This window comes from Polynucleobacter necessarius, assembly GCF_900095185.1.
GTDB lineage: Bacteria > Pseudomonadota > Gammaproteobacteria > Burkholderiales > Burkholderiaceae > Polynucleobacter.
Map to the genome: position 1 here is coordinate 968,827 of NZ_LT606948.1, position 14,970 is coordinate 983,796.

Below are 14,970 nucleotides of genomic sequence, written 5' to 3' on the forward strand. Positions count from 1 at the left end.
GCTTTATAGTTAGAATTGATATGAGGAATCCTTGTCCCAACTTTTACAATCAGTAATGACCCGCCATGATCTTGGCGGAATAGAGTATTCCCAATACAATTCTTGTAATTTCTTTAAAGAACTATATATTTCTTTTTCGGGACTTTTTATTGAGGCCAATATTGAGGGTATAAAAATTACGTCTGGATGTTTATCTAAATTTTTTGAAATTGTTCTTACCAATTGAATTGGCGTCAATAAATCGGATTGGATGTAAGTATCAAAAATCTGGGGAGGAAATTACTGCCTCTAATTCGAAATGTGGCTGAAATTAGGTTAATATTAAGATTAATTGGAGAATGGCCAAGTAATTCAAATAATTGATCGCTGTCGTAGGAAAGATCGCTACAAATTACGGATACTCTTTCAGCTCTGTTTTTTAGGCACTTATTTGCTATCAGGTTTAGGCTTGAACTATTTTTTCCAGAAAGATATAGCAGCGTATTTTTGGGTGCAAACTTAAGCGCTATTTCGTAACCAATTTTGGAGCTTGCCCCAAGCATAAGTATATTATGCCCTAATATTATAGGCGGGCTTTTTGGCATTTATTTAAGATCTCTTTAGCCTTATTGTGAGAAATTGTTTTGCCCATGAAAATCATTAATATGGTACCCCACAGAATTTTTAGGTCGCATAATAAGACATTCCCATTTAGATAGACTTTGGTATACAAAATTTCAAGCTCCAATCTCTCGATTGGATTCAGATTATGCTTTCCAACTATTTGAGTGATGCCAGTCATTCCTGCTGGACTTCCGAATCTCATTTCCCAGTATGGAAAATTACTTAATAAGAGTAGATTTTCTTCGGGTAATGGTCTGTTACCTATCAAGCTCATGCGATGAAAAAGAACATTATATAACTGTAGAATTTCTACAATCTGACTTCTTTCTAAAAATTTTCCAATTCCTGTATACACTTCGCAGTCAAGCGGTATATCTAGATATCCATCACGCATGAACCGTTCGTTTAAATTATATTTTGGAGATTTCGCATCATGTTGCATTGTTCTAAATTTAACAACAGATATTTTTGCTGTTTTGGAGATATGGCGCTGAGACACATAAAAAATAGGTCGACCCTCTTTTATGAGTATGGCTATTGCTGTAATTCCGAGAATAGGAATACATAAAATAAGAAGTAGGCTCGCAATAACTATATCGAGAATTCTTTTTGTTTTTATCTGTATATTCATGGAATATCTTAAAGCGAGTCCTAAACAAACAATCTATTAGGCTGTCGAAGTGCTTTTAGATTAACCATCATAATATTATAAGGGCAGATTTTCCACTAACGTAGATCTTTATCTTTATCAAGATACTTGATTAAAGTATTGTTGATCAACTTTAGTTCCTCCTCAAAATTACTCAAGATTTTATTTTTTGAGTAATTCATCGACTGTTTTCTTGCGGCTAATCCCATTTTCAGTCGTTTATCGGGATTTTCTGCTAAATATTTTAACGCTTCTGCTAAACCCTCAAAATCACCTGGGTTTACAACAATGCCACATTTCGATACTGCTGCTTTTAATTCAGTATTTTGTTCAACCATTGCTATTATTGGTCTTCCACTAGCTTGCATTCCCAGTAATTTTGAGGGCATCATTAATTCACCTAAGCCTTTACGCTGGGGTAGTAAATGCACGTCTGCAAAATTTAAAAGTTCATTAAATATTTCAGATGGTTGCAAGGGAAGCCATAGGATATTCTTTGCATCCTTCGCATATTTAATTAAGCTTTCTCGTGCAACACCTTCGCCACAGATGACAAAAAGAATTTTTATTTCAGACTTTATGATCCGAGCGGCATCAATAACTACATCTAATCCTTGCTTTTCACCTAAATTGCCTGAATAAAGCGCTATACAAGTTTCATTGGGGATTTTGAGGCTTGCTCGAAAAAAATTAGGATATCGCAATGGATGAATTTCATCTACATTAATCCAGTTGGGAAATGATCTAATTTTATTATGGCGAATGCCTTTTTGTCCTAATTTGTTAAGCATGCTTTTTGAGATGGTTGACACTCTATCAAAGCTTCTTAAAAGGATTCGTTCAGCAAATAATATAACCCTACGCAGTAGGGTATTTCTTAAAAGCCCTAAATCAAAAGCCGCATCCACTTCAAAATCTTGTATATGAATCCATGATTTGGAATTACATAGAATAGATGTGAATAGTGCCGTTGGTGCACAAAAAAGCGGTGGCTCAATAACCATAACAATATTTGGGCGCCAAAATGCTTGCATAATCATTATGGGCATACTGCTTAATGCAAAGCTGGCTAAATGTATTATGCGCTTAAATCCAGTAGGCTTTAATGGCACCCAAATTGGACAGCGATAAATTGATATTGAGCTCTCTCCTTTTGGAGAGATTCTTTTATGTAATTCTTTTTGATACCAAAATCCAGAAAATCCATTATGGATTTTCCATTTCGGGTAGTAGGGTGGAGCGGCAACCACCTTGACATCATGCCCTGCTTCTGCAAGCCAAAAAGCCATCTCACCAGAGTATTTACCTATGCCAACAATCTCTGGAAAAAAATTCACACTATAAAGGAGTATGCGCACGATGATGTTTTGAGAGTTTTATCGATAAATGAGACAAAAAAAGCTGATTTTCAAAATGCTAAAAGCAGCATTGAACGTAAATTTTTTTATTCAGAAGAATGCCATTGGTTTTGAGAATTTCTACCTTTAGATACTTGATATACCAATAGATCATCCCGTTTTACCAGGCCATAGATATAGTATATTGAGCGTGGAATAGACTGTGGCAAATAAGCAAGGCAGGCAGCTAATATTTTGTTTAATGAATTCGGTCGTGGTGCTATGGAAGTTATAAATTCGTTTTTGGAGTAGCAGCCTAATCCTCGCAGCCAAAACAAAAATTTAAGACTTTTAGATGGATCCTTGAGACAAATTGATTTCTTTGTTACTTCTTCGATGCATGGGATGGACCAAATTAAATTGGGCCATAAATTAGCCCACACCTTAAAGCTTATGTGGCTCCATTCAGCATTTCCTAGTCGTATTTTTATGAATGGTTCAGAGAGTATGAGAATGTTCGTCGTTTCTTTAAGTGTTGAAATTACACCAACATGAATAAACCTTGTTCCATAAAAATTATGCCTAGGGCACTCGATCCATAAACTTTTTTTAATAATGATAGAGCCTATGAATGAAATATAAGGCCCGCAAAGTTTGAAAAAAGTGTCTCTACCTACAGCCTTAAAACTCAAGTTAATATTTTCTTGCGTCCCTAGCGCACTTTTCTTTAGAATGTGGTTTAGGTGGTAATCGCAAATTTCAGAATTTATAATTACAAGATCCGAATTTTCTGGTAGAAAGCCGCGGATATTACTAATCGCATTTGCTTTTATGGAGTCATCATCAGTAAATAGCCAGCAGTATTTACCTTGAGCATTTTGGACTGCTAGGTCATAGTCCTTATCCACCCCCCCCTTTTCTTTAAGTTTAAGGTAGGTTAGATGGCTACCGGGGGTAGTCAATTCCTTTACTACACATTCAGTTGAATCGCTTGAGTTCCCATCTGCTATAAGAATTTCAACGTCATCATAAAATTGGGTTTGAGCAATGATTTCTTTCAATGTATTTTTCAAAAAGGCTGCTCGATTGTAGGTGGCAATACAAATGGTTAATAGGTAAGGATGATTTCTTTGCATATCTTAGTGCGTCAAATTCTTAACTATTTTGATTAATTAAATTGATTTCATGCTGCACCATGTTTTCAACCATTGTTTTAAAGTCAATTGAAGGCTGCCAACCAGTTTCATTTTTTAATTTTGAAAAGTCCCCTAGTCTTCGTATTGACTCTCTGAAGCCATCATTTTTTTTTGTGACTACAAAGTCAAGATAATTCAAACCTACATAATTGAATGCAGCTTCTACGAAATCTCTAACGCTATGAAGTTTTCCAGTTGAAACTATGAAATCATCCGCTTTATCTAGTTGTAGTATCTGATGCATTGCTTCAACGTAATCTCGCGCATCACCCCAATCTACCTCAGCATCAAGATCTGCGATCTCTAGCAAGCCCAGCTTAGAAGTATAAATTTTTGCTACAGTCGAGGCAATTTTCTTTGAAATAAATGAGTGCTTTCGAAGAGGGGATTCGTGGTTGTAAAGGATTGCCGTGCTGGCAAATACATTCTTATTGGCCCTAAAGTGCTGGCATGCTCTCATGCCAGCTGTTTTGGAAATGCTATATTCACTTAAGGGTGCGTATGGCGTGTTTTCAGTGTGCATAGCATCGCCACTTGACCCAAATATATGCGAAGAAGAAGCATAAAAAAACTTAATTGGACGATTAGATTTTATAATGGCATCGAGAAAATTTACTGGAGCGTGAAAGTGTATATCCATGCTCTTATGAAATAACTCAGTAGTATTTTGTGGCAAGGATGCTGATGAATGATGATATGCCGCCAAATAATATACTTCATTGGGATTTATATCGTTTAGATATTCAATTACTTTTTTGGGATCTAAGATATCTAAATCATTACTCTTAGTTCCATCTACTTTATACTCTTGTAGAGAGAGTAATTTGCTCAATAAAGTACCATCTTGACCGCTGTTGCCTATGATACAAGCTCTTCTCATTGCATAACTTCAACAATTTCTAGTATTGGAAGAGGGAAGACAAGTTTTTTGCCTTTAAATAAGGGGTTTTGTTCAAAAAAACTTCTAAAGTGCCATGGCAATACTATTAAATAATCGTAAGCATCCTCTAAGATAATTTTTTCATCTTGAATTGGTATATGGGTGCCCGGGGTAAATGAGTTAAATTTCTCAGGATTTACATCTCCAATTGCGAAAATGCTAGTTTCGTCAAGATTGCAGTACTGAAGTAGTACATTCCCTTTTGTTGATGCCCCAATTGCAGCAAATTTGAAACCTAGCTTGGTTTTTTCAGAAATAAATTCCAATAAAGTAGTCCTACTCTCGTTCGTTCGTAGAAAAAAATCTTCGTAAGGTTTCAGTGAATCGAGTCCAGATTCTTTTTCTTTTTCAAGAAGAGCTTCTACGGATTTATTTTTATGAGTGTAGTTGGACTCTTTTAGAGCTGCAATAACCGAAAAACTCCCGCCATTTATATCGTTAAGTTCAACATCAATAACCCTTAGGCCAGCTTTATCCATTATCCACATAATTTGACTTAACCCATAGTATTCAACATGCTCATGGCAAATGGTGTCATATGCATTACGCTCCAACATTAGTGGCATATAGCTTTGTTCAAACACCCATATGCCATCAATTGGATCAAGTATGCTAGAAATTTGACTAGCAAAACTAATTGGATCCTCTAGGTCATAGAACATAGAGAATGAAGTTACAACTTTTGCTTTTTTGCTTGAGGTATATTCTAGACAAGCGTCACTTGAAAAAAATTTAGGAATTAAATGAATGTGTGGCGGATAGTACTTTGAAAACTTTTCACCAGTGGGGTCTATACCGACCAGTAATAAATCTTTTGGATAAGCAGATAGGGTGGTGCCGTCATTGCTGCCGATATCAATTACCAAATCTCCGGCGCTTAGATTAATGATGGATTTAATTTTGGCAACTTTATCTTGGAGATGACGTACCATGCTTGCGTTTAAGCCTGATCTGTATCCATAATTCTCCCCATACATTTCCGCTGATTCATAGCTATGCTCAAGTTGAAGAAGTCCACAGCAATCATCTTTGCTGTGACATTTCACAAGCCTTAAAGGCCCTTTCGTTATTTTTTCACCACTTTTTGACTTTGGGAAAATTCCGGTCAAATATTGCTCTCCTAGGTCAATCAGGGGAATGAGGGTGGGGTTGTTGCAAACCCGACATTTAGTAATTTTTTTAATCATAATTTCGATCTTGAATTTTAGTGACTATGTGACACCACAATAGTTTTTGAAAATTCTTCGTTGCAAGCAGTAGGATTTAATTTTTTATGGAATAAGCACCAAGTAATATTATTGTTAAGTACATAGTATAATCGAAGAGTGGAAAATAAATGAGAAGGTGATGGAGACTTGTAAATTTATTGAATGCAAATCGATTATAATACAGAGTTTACCTACTTAAACTTATTAAGTTTTGTAGTTCAAATAAATACTTTTCTCGCGTATGAGAAGCGAGATATATATTAATTATTTATATTAAGTTTTCATTAATAGAGATAATTAATTCTATTTTAGACAAAATAGAATTAATTATAAACACCATTTTTATTAAATCTAATGTAGCAATTCTAGTTGCGCTGTGTATATTTCTGACTTAGATTGCTTGCTAAGTCCTGCAATAAGGGGGTTCTGCCTATTGCCAGCGTTAATGCCCTAATAAAGAAGGTGAGGTACATTAGTATGACGTTTAGGCTACTGATTCCCAGGCTGAGTGGCAGGTTAAAGAATATGGCAATCGCTGCAATCATGGGAATGGATAGCCAAATACTGGCTAGCGCCGAGCCTAGAGCTAAGTTCAAACTACTTTGAAGTCGATTGGCTTTGCAGTTCTAACTGCTGCAAAGCCCTCTGGTAGTAAAACAAGCATCGCAATTGCAATACCAACAATCGTTTTAGGTACTCCTTTGCCGCTTTCACTCCCGCTTCAATTGCTGGACTGAGTAATTCGGCTAAGCCAACCACCACAATCAGCGACAAAATTAGCAGGACAACACTGACGCCTGTTTTTAGATTACTCGGTTTTTTTGCATGAAAGTTGATATCCGTTTTTTTATCTTCTACTTTGGGTAGGTAATAGACCACTTCAACATGGTGTACGGCCGATAAAACTCCGCCACAATGAGTACGGTTGCCATAAGGGCGATAAACCAAGTTTGACCGCTAAGCTGAGTGAGGAGGGTTGCCATACATGCGAATATCGATAATCAGTATGGAGTGATAGAAAATACAGCAAAACAACACTAAAGCACTTAATACCAAGGTCTAAAACAAGCATTGATCTATAAATACAATTAAGATGACTTCATTATCAATGCAGTGAGGATGTCTCAAGTTGGATGGCTTCAGCACTGTCTTTTAAAGCTTCACCAATCATAATCAGAGCAGGTGAGCTGCTATCAAACCAATCATCGGCTTTGCCGGCTGCTAGTTCTTTAAGCTTGCTACTCCAAAGTCGTTCACGGGGTGTAGACACTACCTCCAAAATCTGTACTGGAGTATGTGCATTGTGCTTGCCTAAGTGGTTGACGTATTGCTCGATGAGTTGCTTGGCGATGCGCGCAGCATCTTTACGACCCATGTAATACACCAGGGTATCTGCGCTATGATTAGTGATGGGGCTTGATATGGTGTGTAAAGCTTGAGCATCATTGCTTACCGTGTGCTCAGTGCCTTGTGCCAAAGTCACAAAAGCAACACCTCTACTAATGCCACGTAAAGTAAGCGATTGCTGAATACTCGCCGCACCTGCTAATGCTGCAGTGATGCCAGGCACTACTTCAATAGCAATACCCGCTGCCTTGAGAGTCTGAATTTCTTCATCGGCTCTGCCAAAGAGCATCGGGTCACCACCCTTGAGGCGCACAATCACTTGATGTTTTTGGGCAGCGTCTACCAAGAGTTTATTGATAAATTGTTGGGCGGAAGAGAGCTTTCCGCAGCGCTTACCCACCGCAACTAATTGGGCTTGTGGGCAAAGCGATAGCATTTCTGGATCGACTAAGGCGTCATAAAAAACAATATCGGCCTTCGCTAATATATTAGCTCCGCGTACGGTAATGAGATCCACTGCGCCTACCAAATAGACTTTACCGGGATTTGAGGAATTGCCTTTCATGGGAAAAGGATTTCGGGTGCGCTTAAGCTGCTAACAAGCTTCTGTTACCGCGCCAGCTATTTTGGGTAGTAACAGAGAACAAATCAAATTCAAACAAGTAATCCAGATCATCAAAGCGTTCTTAAATCGCTTTAGCAATCGGAAGTGATTTTGCGTTTGCTAAGGAGCAGAAATCACCACCAGGACAAGCAATGATGTCGGTGAGTAAGTCAATATTAGATAGAGCCACCTTTTGCTTCTTAGCTGCTTGCCAGAGTTTATAAAGCTCGGTTTGCTCCACATCAGCTAGCACCAAGTTTTGCTCATGAGTAACGCGTAATTCACCAAAGCTGTATTGATCAGCAAAATCAACAATGGCTAGCATTTGTGCTGTAGTTGCATCGCCAGGGGCTATTGTGCCATGGGGCTTAAGCGACAAAATTACACTAGCGTAACCTGGGGTTTTATGAGGCTTGAGGTTGCGCTCTAGCCAGCACGAGAAACTGATTTGAGTCGTTTTATCTGCTTTACCTACAGTTGCACAAGCAACTGCTCTGTAGTAAGGGCTGGTAAATGTTGATAAGCAGGCTTTGTGAAATGCTGTGCAACACGATCCCATTCGGCCTGTGTAAAGTTATCAGTACCATCTTTAATATGCGCCCATTCACCCTCTACTTGACGGGCAAACTCTTCTGGACTTAATGCTTTGACTAGTATCTTAATACGGGCTTTATAGAGGTTGTCTCTTCTGTTAAAGCGGTTGTATACACGCAGTAATGCTGTTAGATAGCGTGGCAGTAAGTTCCAAGGTAGATCTTGCTGAATCAGTGATCCCAAGATCGGGGTGCGACCCATGCCACCGCCTGCATAAATATCTGCAGTCAGAGCGCCATTATTCACATGAGGATTTTTCTTAAGTTCAATACCGACATCATGGCAAAGCAGTACAGTACGATCTTCTTTGGCACCGTTTACAGCAAATTTAAATTTGTGCGTGGTAAGCGGGCAAACTCCGGATGGAGCGTTGACCATTGGCGTAATAGTTTGCAAATCGGACGAGTATCCACAAACTCATCGGCAGCTACTCCAGCAAAGGCATCACTAGTGATATTGCGAATACAGTTGCCCGAGGTTTGAATGGCATGCATCTCTACCTTGGCAAGCTCAGCCAAAATATCGGGCGTATCTTCTAATGTGACCCAGTTAAATTGCATGTTTTGGCGCGTCGTAAAGTGACCATAGCCGCGGTCATATTTTTCTGAAATCAAGGCTAGAGTGCGTAACTGTTTGGCACTCAATAAGCCATCAGGGATAGTCACGCGCAGCATATAGGCGTGGCGTTGGTGATAAAGACCATTTTGTAGCCGTAGGGGGCGGAACTCCTCTTCAGCCAAGCTACCGTCTAAACGCCGGGCAACCTGATCACGAAATTGGGCAACCCGTTGATCTACAAGGGTTTGATCGATAGCATCATATTTATTTATACATAGGGATGGATTGTCACAGGTTTTCAATATTCTTCAAAATACTGAAAAAATTGATTCTATTTAACTTAAATGCATATAGAGATTTGCGAACCCGCTGCCAGATAACCCCCTTTAAGAGACTTCTTTTTGTGTATTCTCGAGAATTACGAGAACTTTTGATACTAAGTCGTTCTTGAAAGATACCCCCAACAGTTCCCATATCTTGGCTTATAGGCCAGATGTGGATGGTTTAAGAGCCTTGGCAGTTTTGCTGCGCCTCAATTGATTGCATTTTTGGGGCTTGCAATGTTAGTGGTGGGGATTACGGTTACGTATGTCCATAGCCGTTTCCCAGCTTGGCTAGCCGTGCTACCTGTTATTGGAGCTACGTTGCTAATAGCTGCTGGACCACGTGCCTGGATTAATCGTTATTTTTTAGGCAATAGAGTAATGGTGGCGATTGGCTTGATCAGTTATGCTCGTATCAAACAAATGGCAGAAGAATGTATTTCTACGGAGCTCATGTGTCTGACTATGCTGCTGGTAGGATAGGGGAGCCGCCCAATCAATACTTGTCAGGGCTGACAGCAAAGAAAAGGTAAAAAGCCCCCGAATTTAGAAACGATTGTTTAAGTACATCCACAACTTTACAGACGAAACTCTCGATAATGTCTGTATAGGTTGGCAATAGAAGCAAAGCCAAGCACCACAATCAATACAGTAAATACGTATTCAGTAGTTAGGTAAGTAAAAATTCTCATCTGAATCAAAACAGCTGCGGCAATGAATGCAGCGATCGAACCAAATGCGACTAATTTAAAGTTTGGAATAAATGCACCCAAGATAATCGCGATAAACACCAGATATAAATCCGATAACACTTGATCTGCAGTCACAAAAATACTTATTAGTGGGTTCAGGATTACTCACTTTACCCATTACTGCAATCGCCAGAATATAGCCCAAGACAGCAAAGTTCAACTTTGCTTTACTGAGAATAGTTTTGAGTTGATCGCTCATATTAATTAAGCAGCATTGCCAGTAAATACAAGACTCATGCCTATCCATAAGATGATGAAGGCCACTAGCACAGTAAGATCAATTTTTTTGATGAAGTAAGGATCAAAACGCTTCCAAAACAGACGCCCTACGACGAGTGGTAATAGCATCGCAACGATGCCAAGCATGACGGTGAGGGTAGTATCTATATTTCTTAATACTCTTTCTTGCAAAACTAAAAGATGACATTTACCTCTAGTGCAATCGGCAGTCCTGCTGACTGATCAGCGAGATCAACAATAGTGCAACGCAGTCCGCGCACACCAGCCGTATGTAAGTCCATGAGCTCTTGATCGCTCATTAGTTTGGGGGTCGCTGGGGATGACAGCAACACCTCTCAATTGTTGTGGAGTGGATTTCAGGGCAGCAAGCATCGCAGTGTTATCAGTTCCATAAACACTGGGTTGAACTAATACAACGCGATCTACTCGCAGCATCTTTAAGAGCGATTGATAATTCTCTAGGGTAGCATCATCGGGCAGGGTATAGATGCGATCTTGTGCATACGGAAATTGAGAAGCAAGGCCGCAGACATGAGCGTGGCAATCTACTGCCCCCCGCCGGAAATTCAATCTGTGGTGATCGAACTTCAGGGTTGGGAGCTTGGCAAAGTGGCGCTGAATTACTGCGGTTCAATGGCTGCTTCTTTGGCAATCTTTTGATACTTGCTCATTTCTTCGCGAACAAACTTAGAAAACTCGACAGTGCTCATCGGAGTAGCTGTAATTCCCTTGTTCTCATAAGCAGCCTTTACTTCAGGATCTTGCATTGCTTGCTGAATGTCTTAATTAATTTTCTTCACAATTGCCGTTGGGGTTGCTGCTGGGGCCAAAACCCCAAACCACAATCCAATTTCAAAGTTGGCATAGCTTTGTTCGACAATACTGGGAATGTTTGGAATAGCAGCATTGCGAGTTTTACTCGTGATCCCAAAAGCACGAACTTTTCCGCCCTTCAGTTGACCAATCGCTATATCTAATGGGGCCATGTAAAAAGCGGTTCGTCCAGGCATCGTATCTTGAGTCGCTTCAGGTGAACCTTTATAAGGGTGCATGAACCAGTGTGATGCCCATGACTTGATTAAAGTACTCGGCCGCTAAATGGGTTTGGCTACCAACACCTGCTGAAGCAAATGAAATTTCATTAGGTTTGGATTTGGCAGCAATAACCAGATCACGAATCGATTGATAAGGACCATCAGCTGGGGTAACGAGGACATAAGGTGTCTGACCCAAAATGGCGATATCGGTCAAACTCTTGATGGGGTCGTAGGGAAGCTTCTTATAAATTGCTGGATTTGCAGCGTATGAGGCTGACTGCACTCATAAGGTGTAGCCATCAGGTTCAGAGTTCACCACCACTCCAGTGCCAATAAGGTCGCCTACTCCAGGTCGATTTTCAATAATCACCGATTGTTTCCAGGTTTCTGTCAGGCTTTTAGCTACAACACGACCAGCAATATCAGCGCCAGAACCTGTTGTCAGGGGAACAATCATTTTTACAGTGCGGTTAGGGTAGCTCTGCGCATAGCTAAGACTCATGCCAAGAGCAAGACCAAGCGTGAGGATTACCGTGCTGAGTTGGTCGGTACAGGTGCCGCGTTGACGTGCTGTGAACATCGTGTCTCCTTACTATTTTTATAGTTTCGTAATTTAATTTAACATGCCCTGGAAAATAGATAAATAGTGATGAATACGCACGATTGAATAAATAGATAAGCCAATAGATACAAATAAAAAACCAAGAGAAGGTGGGGATAGATGACTCAAATGCAGAATCAGCAGATAGCCAATGTCAATGGTGTGGATATTGCCTATCGTTTTGATGATCCTCAGGACGGACCTGTTTTATTGGTAGCAAATAGTTTGATGGCAAATGGCAGTATGTGGGATGGCAATGTCCCAGCTTTAGTCGATCGCTACCGTGTATTGCGTGACGACAAAAGAGGGCATGGTGGGTCTGGTGTTAGCGCCGGTCCGTATAGTATTGCGCAATTAGCAGACGATGCGGTTGGATTGTTAGATGTGTTGGAAATCGAAAAAGCCCACTTTATGGGTTTATCCATTGGTGGCATGATTGGTCAGCAGTTGGGCGCGCGCTACCCTGAGCGTATTCTCTCTGTAAGTCTTTGTAATACCGCAGCAGCTGCAATGCCACCACGAAGTTTGCGGGAAGAGCGTTTTGAGATAGCGCGTAATCAAGGAATTGCCGGATTAGTTGATGGCACTATCAAGCGTTGGTTTACTGCACCCTTTATTGCGCGAGCTCCTCAAGAAATTGAAAAAGTACGCCAAATGATTGTAGGTACCAATGTACAGGGCTATATTGCCTGTGGAAGTGCGGTACGTGATATGGCTCAAAGTACATTGTTGTTCAAGATCAAAGTGCCTACTTTAGTGTTGTCAGGTCGATATGATCCTGCATGTACAGTAGATTAAGGAATTGTTTTACATCGCCTTATCGAGCATTCGAAAATGGCGATTCTTGAAGATGCGGCACATTTATCGAATATCGAACAGCCAGAGGCTTTTAATAAAACTGTACGTTAATTTATTGATTTAGTTAGCAACACTTTGTAATTTGCCATTTAAAAAGAAAGTACCAAGATGACCTAACTGAATGCAAACCAGATCAATGAGATCCGTACTGCAGTATTGGGTGCAGCCGTCAAAATTCCAGCAGCCTTAATTGGCCTTGGTATTTTGTTTATCGTTTTAGGTATGATCGGTATTGCAGGTCAAACCCTGTTTTCTTTTGTCTCAATAAATGTCTTAGGCATTTCCAATCCCAGCGCTTGAGGCCATTACGCTCTGGTTAGCTGCTATCTTTTTTGTAACTGGCGCATTGCGTTTAATTTCTGCATTTCAGCATCGTCATTTTCGTGCATGGTGCTGGATGGTGATCTCTTCGGCGATCTCCATTCTTATGGGAGTGCTGATCATGAACGGTTATCCAGAATCGAGTTTATGGATTCCTGTGGGCTATTGATTGCCATTGAACTCTTGTTACAAGGTTGGTCTTTATTGTTTATGGGCTTAGCTGCGCGCTCACTAACTAAGTGACCCAGCAGAGCAAAGAGTCTTCAGCATGGCAATGAAAAAACCGATCTGTATAAGAATTTAGCTTGAAAAACGGGGCAGGATATGAAAAACGCCCCTGCAGAGAAGAAAAAGTCCTGGCGGGTTCCAATCCCTTGCTAGCTTCCCTTATGGATAAGACCAAATCAAAGTAATTCTTGAAGTAAACATCCTCGCTTTTTCTGATTGATGTTTTGAAGGTCTTAGCAGCCTTGATGATTATTCTGCATCACCTCTCGAGTTATGGCCAGATTGCAGAAGATGCCCGCCGCGCTCTCCCTGAGTTAAGGTGACTTGGCTCTTTGAGTATGGGCAGTATGCAGTGCAAGTCTTTTTAGTTATGGCGGGTTATTTAGCCGCTCAGTCATTAAGTCGTTACGCCAATAAAAAATTTAGTCCACATGATATCAGTCGCTGATTTGGTGAATTAGTGTTTTAGCTGTGTGCTCTTTATTGTTCTTTCATCGCTCAAGCGACTATGAGGTCTATTTTATTTATTTCATTGGTTCCTATGGTTTAGGCGTCTTAGCGTATTTAGCAAGTCAATTTCAGGATATAAGTGTGCGGCGCATGGTGAAGCTTGTCCTCCTTCTGATAGGGCTGATCATTGCAGCCGCTTCGTTACAGCAAATTTGGTTGAGAAACTTCTTTGTTTGGTTTGTGGCGTTGACTTTATACGTATGGGGTGATAGTCGGTACCCAAAAAATTGGACTAACAGTATTTATCTAAAAGTGATTACCTGGGGTAGTCAGCGCTCTTACTGTGCCTTCCTCATTAACTTTACCTTTATTTTGTTGGCAAATACACTTTATATATTGCATTGGGCTGAGAAGCGTACAAGAATGGTGCCATAGCGTTTGCTTTGATGTTAGGTGCACTTATATGGAGTATATTTGTTGCCAATTACGTATATTGCTGGATAGAAGTGCCTGCCAATAAACTCAAGATCTATTGATCTAATCAAAAAGATTAGGGACCTATTTCTTTCAGAACACGGAAAATTTCGCGGTAGGCTTTAGGCGGCTTGTTTTGTTCTTTCTCGCGACGCGCATTCCGAATGAGAGTGCGCATATTCTGAATATCCATATCAGGAAATTGCTCGATCATCTTAGTGAATGGTTCATCATTTGCGATGAGTCGATCGCGATAGCTTTCTAAAAAATGAAGCTTGGCAGTTTCTACTTTGCTCGCCCCCTGAATGGCATCCAATTGCTTTTGAATCGCGTCTCGCTCTTCTTCATCTAAGAAGCGCATCAGTTTGCCAAGATATTGCTTCTGACGTCGAATCGCCTCAAAACTCTTGAGTTTGTTAGTTTCTGCAATGGCGGTCTTGATGGCTTTATCAAGAGGAATAGTCTTTAATGCATCACTGCTGAGCGCAGCCAACACTTCCGCCAATTTCTGGCGCTCGGTCATTTGGCGCTTTAGCTCCGACTTGCTGGGTCCCTCATCGACGTCGACCAGCTTTGGAGTGCGATTCTTCTCATTAATGTGCATGATTCTATTTTAGACGAGTAGTGAAATGATGGATCTGGGTGTCTAA

General features: G+C 40.3%; 18 protein-coding genes and 3 pseudogenes. 5 read left to right on the forward strand and 16 right to left on the reverse strand.

What is annotated here, in order from left to right:
- Nucleotides 1–562 precede the first annotated feature (562 nt).
- From DXE31_RS05520 to DXE31_RS05555, 8 genes and pseudogenes are all read right to left on the reverse strand, one after another.
- Complete coding sequence (locus tag DXE31_RS05520) at nt 563–1,234, reverse strand: sugar transferase (protein ID WP_114698113.1); 672 nt, start codon at nt 1,232–1,234, stop codon at nt 563–565.
- Nucleotides 1,235–1,329: 95 nt separating this feature from the next.
- Nucleotides 1,330–2,610: a glycosyltransferase WbuB gene (locus DXE31_RS05525; protein WP_269460588.1), complete on the reverse strand. Its 1,281-nt coding sequence runs from the start codon at nt 2,608–2,610 to the stop codon at nt 1,330–1,332.
- A gap of 86 nt (nt 2,611–2,696) precedes the next feature.
- Nucleotides 2,697–3,725, reverse strand: a complete 1,029-nt coding sequence (locus tag DXE31_RS05530) for a glycosyltransferase family 2 protein (RefSeq protein WP_114698115.1) — start codon at nt 3,723–3,725, stop codon at nt 2,697–2,699.
- Nucleotides 3,726–3,744: 19 nt separating this feature from the next.
- Entirely contained in the window at nt 3,745–4,665 is a 921-nt protein-coding gene (locus tag DXE31_RS05535) for a GDP-mannose 4,6-dehydratase (RefSeq protein WP_114698116.1), read from the reverse strand.
- Nucleotides 4,662–5,912 (reverse strand): class I SAM-dependent methyltransferase, encoded by a 1,251-nt coding sequence (locus DXE31_RS05540; RefSeq protein ID WP_114698117.1) that lies wholly within the window; start codon nt 5,910–5,912, stop codon nt 4,662–4,664. Before DXE31_RS05540 ends, DXE31_RS05535 begins: the two co-directional genes overlap by 4 nt.
- A 618-nt stretch (nt 5,913–6,530) precedes the next feature.
- A complete protein-coding gene (locus DXE31_RS10300) occupies nt 6,531–6,881 on the reverse strand; it encodes a hypothetical protein (RefSeq protein ID WP_197712154.1) in 351 nt (116 codons plus the stop codon).
- Between the two features lie 157 nt (nt 6,882–7,038).
- Complete coding sequence (cobA, locus tag DXE31_RS05550) at nt 7,039–7,845, reverse strand: uroporphyrinogen-III C-methyltransferase (RefSeq protein ID WP_114698118.1); 807 nt, start codon at nt 7,843–7,845, stop codon at nt 7,039–7,041.
- A gap of 124 nt (nt 7,846–7,969) precedes the next feature.
- Nucleotides 7,970–9,308, reverse strand: a pseudogene (locus DXE31_RS05555) (nitrite/sulfite reductase); the annotation flags it as partial.
- A gap of 264 nt (nt 9,309–9,572) precedes the next feature.
- Here DXE31_RS05555 and DXE31_RS05560 point away from each other — a divergent pair.
- Entirely contained in the window at nt 9,573–9,842 is a 270-nt protein-coding gene (locus tag DXE31_RS05560; protein WP_162785474.1) for a hypothetical protein, read from the forward strand.
- Between the two features lie 95 nt (nt 9,843–9,937).
- Here the strand turns inward: DXE31_RS05560 and DXE31_RS05565 are convergent, their stop codons facing one another.
- From DXE31_RS05565 to DXE31_RS11250, 7 genes and pseudogenes are all read right to left on the reverse strand, one after another.
- Nucleotides 9,938–10,171 carry a hypothetical protein gene (locus tag DXE31_RS05565; protein ID WP_231969397.1) on the reverse strand — a complete coding sequence of 78 codons (234 nt, stop codon included), beginning with the start codon at nt 10,169–10,171 and terminating at the stop codon, nt 9,938–9,940.
- A gap of 144 nt (nt 10,172–10,315) precedes the next feature.
- Nucleotides 10,316–10,522 carry a hypothetical protein gene (locus DXE31_RS05570; RefSeq protein WP_114698120.1) on the reverse strand — a complete coding sequence of 69 codons (207 nt, stop codon included), beginning with the start codon at nt 10,520–10,522 and terminating at the stop codon, nt 10,316–10,318.
- Nucleotides 10,523–10,524: 2 nt separating this feature from the next.
- Nucleotides 10,525–10,650, reverse strand: coding sequence for a hypothetical protein (locus DXE31_RS12060; protein WP_269460589.1), 126 nt, complete (start codon nt 10,648–10,650; stop codon nt 10,525–10,527).
- 13 nt (nt 10,651–10,663) lie between these two features.
- Nucleotides 10,664–10,921 (reverse strand): annotated as a pseudogene (locus tag DXE31_RS12850) (amidohydrolase family protein); the annotation flags it as partial.
- Nucleotides 10,922–10,971: 50 nt separating this feature from the next.
- Nucleotides 10,972–11,118, reverse strand: coding sequence for a hypothetical protein (locus tag DXE31_RS09745; RefSeq protein ID WP_162785545.1), 147 nt, complete (start codon nt 11,116–11,118; stop codon nt 10,972–10,974).
- A 15-nt stretch (nt 11,119–11,133) separates the two neighbouring features.
- A complete protein-coding gene (locus DXE31_RS05575; RefSeq protein WP_114698121.1) occupies nt 11,134–11,403 on the reverse strand; it encodes a tripartite tricarboxylate transporter substrate-binding protein in 270 nt (89 codons plus the stop codon).
- A pseudogene (locus tag DXE31_RS11250) lies at nt 11,390–11,968 on the reverse strand (tripartite tricarboxylate transporter substrate-binding protein). The gene DXE31_RS05575 and the pseudogene DXE31_RS11250 overlap by 14 nt, the downstream one beginning before the upstream one ends.
- 141 nt (nt 11,969–12,109) lie before the next feature.
- Between DXE31_RS11250 and DXE31_RS05590 the strand changes: the two are divergent.
- The 4 genes from DXE31_RS05590 to DXE31_RS05600 all read left to right on the forward strand — a co-directional run bounded on the left by DXE31_RS05590 (nt 12,110) and on the right by DXE31_RS05600 (nt 14,281).
- On the forward strand, nt 12,110–12,787 hold the full coding sequence (locus tag DXE31_RS05590) for an alpha/beta fold hydrolase (RefSeq protein ID WP_114698124.1): 678 nt from the start codon (nt 12,110–12,112) through the stop codon (nt 12,785–12,787).
- Nucleotides 12,788–13,003: 216 nt separating this feature from the next.
- On the forward strand, nt 13,004–13,147 hold the full coding sequence (locus DXE31_RS10305) for a hypothetical protein (protein ID WP_197712156.1): 144 nt from the start codon (nt 13,004–13,006) through the stop codon (nt 13,145–13,147).
- A gap of 25 nt (nt 13,148–13,172) precedes the next feature.
- The gene (locus DXE31_RS12855) at nt 13,173–13,337 is read left to right on the forward strand and encodes a DUF308 domain-containing protein (RefSeq protein ID WP_415078082.1); all 165 of its coding nucleotides are present in this window, start codon (nt 13,173–13,175) and stop codon (nt 13,335–13,337) included.
- A 530-nt stretch (nt 13,338–13,867) separates the two neighbouring features.
- Complete coding sequence (locus DXE31_RS05600) at nt 13,868–14,281, forward strand: hypothetical protein (protein ID WP_162785546.1); 414 nt, start codon at nt 13,868–13,870, stop codon at nt 14,279–14,281.
- Nucleotides 14,282–14,396: 115 nt separating this feature from the next.
- Here the strand turns inward: DXE31_RS05600 and yjgA are convergent, their stop codons facing one another.
- On the reverse strand, nt 14,397–14,924 hold the full coding sequence (yjgA, locus tag DXE31_RS05605) for a ribosome biogenesis factor YjgA (RefSeq protein ID WP_114698126.1): 528 nt from the start codon (nt 14,922–14,924) through the stop codon (nt 14,397–14,399).
- Nucleotides 14,925–14,970 lie beyond the last annotated feature (46 nt).

What these genes read in the sequence shown, in the direction of transcription:
- DXE31_RS05520 (WP_114698113.1), bottom strand. Translation starts at nt 1,234, where the DNA reads ATGAATATACAGATAAAAACAAAAAGAATTCTCGATATAGTTATTGCG.
- cobA (WP_114698118.1), bottom strand. Translation starts at nt 7,845, where the DNA reads ATGAAAGGCAATTCCTCAAATCCCGGTAAAGTCTATTTGGTAGGCGCA.
- DXE31_RS05535 (WP_114698116.1), bottom strand. Translation starts at nt 4,665, where the DNA reads ATGAGAAGAGCTTGTATCATAGGCAACAGCGGTCAAGATGGTACTTTA.
- DXE31_RS09745 (WP_162785545.1), bottom strand. Translation starts at nt 11,118, where the DNA reads ATGCAAGATCCTGAAGTAAAGGCTGCTTATGAGAACAAGGGAATTACA.
- DXE31_RS05575 (WP_114698121.1), bottom strand. Translation starts at nt 11,403, where the DNA reads ATGCACCCTTATAAAGGTTCACCTGAAGCGACTCAAGATACGATGCCT.
- DXE31_RS05530 (WP_114698115.1), bottom strand. Translation starts at nt 3,725, where the DNA reads ATGCAAAGAAATCATCCTTACCTATTAACCATTTGTATTGCCACCTAC.
- DXE31_RS05540 (WP_114698117.1), bottom strand. Translation starts at nt 5,912, where the DNA reads ATGATTAAAAAAATTACTAAATGTCGGGTTTGCAACAACCCCACCCTC.
- yjgA (WP_114698126.1), bottom strand. Translation starts at nt 14,924, where the DNA reads ATGCACATTAATGAGAAGAATCGCACTCCAAAGCTGGTCGACGTCGAT.
- DXE31_RS05590 (WP_114698124.1), top strand. Translation starts at nt 12,110, where the DNA reads ATGACTCAAATGCAGAATCAGCAGATAGCCAATGTCAATGGTGTGGAT.
- DXE31_RS12060 (WP_269460589.1), bottom strand. Translation starts at nt 10,650, where the DNA reads ATGAGCGATCAAGAGCTCATGGACTTACATACGGCTGGTGTGCGCGGA.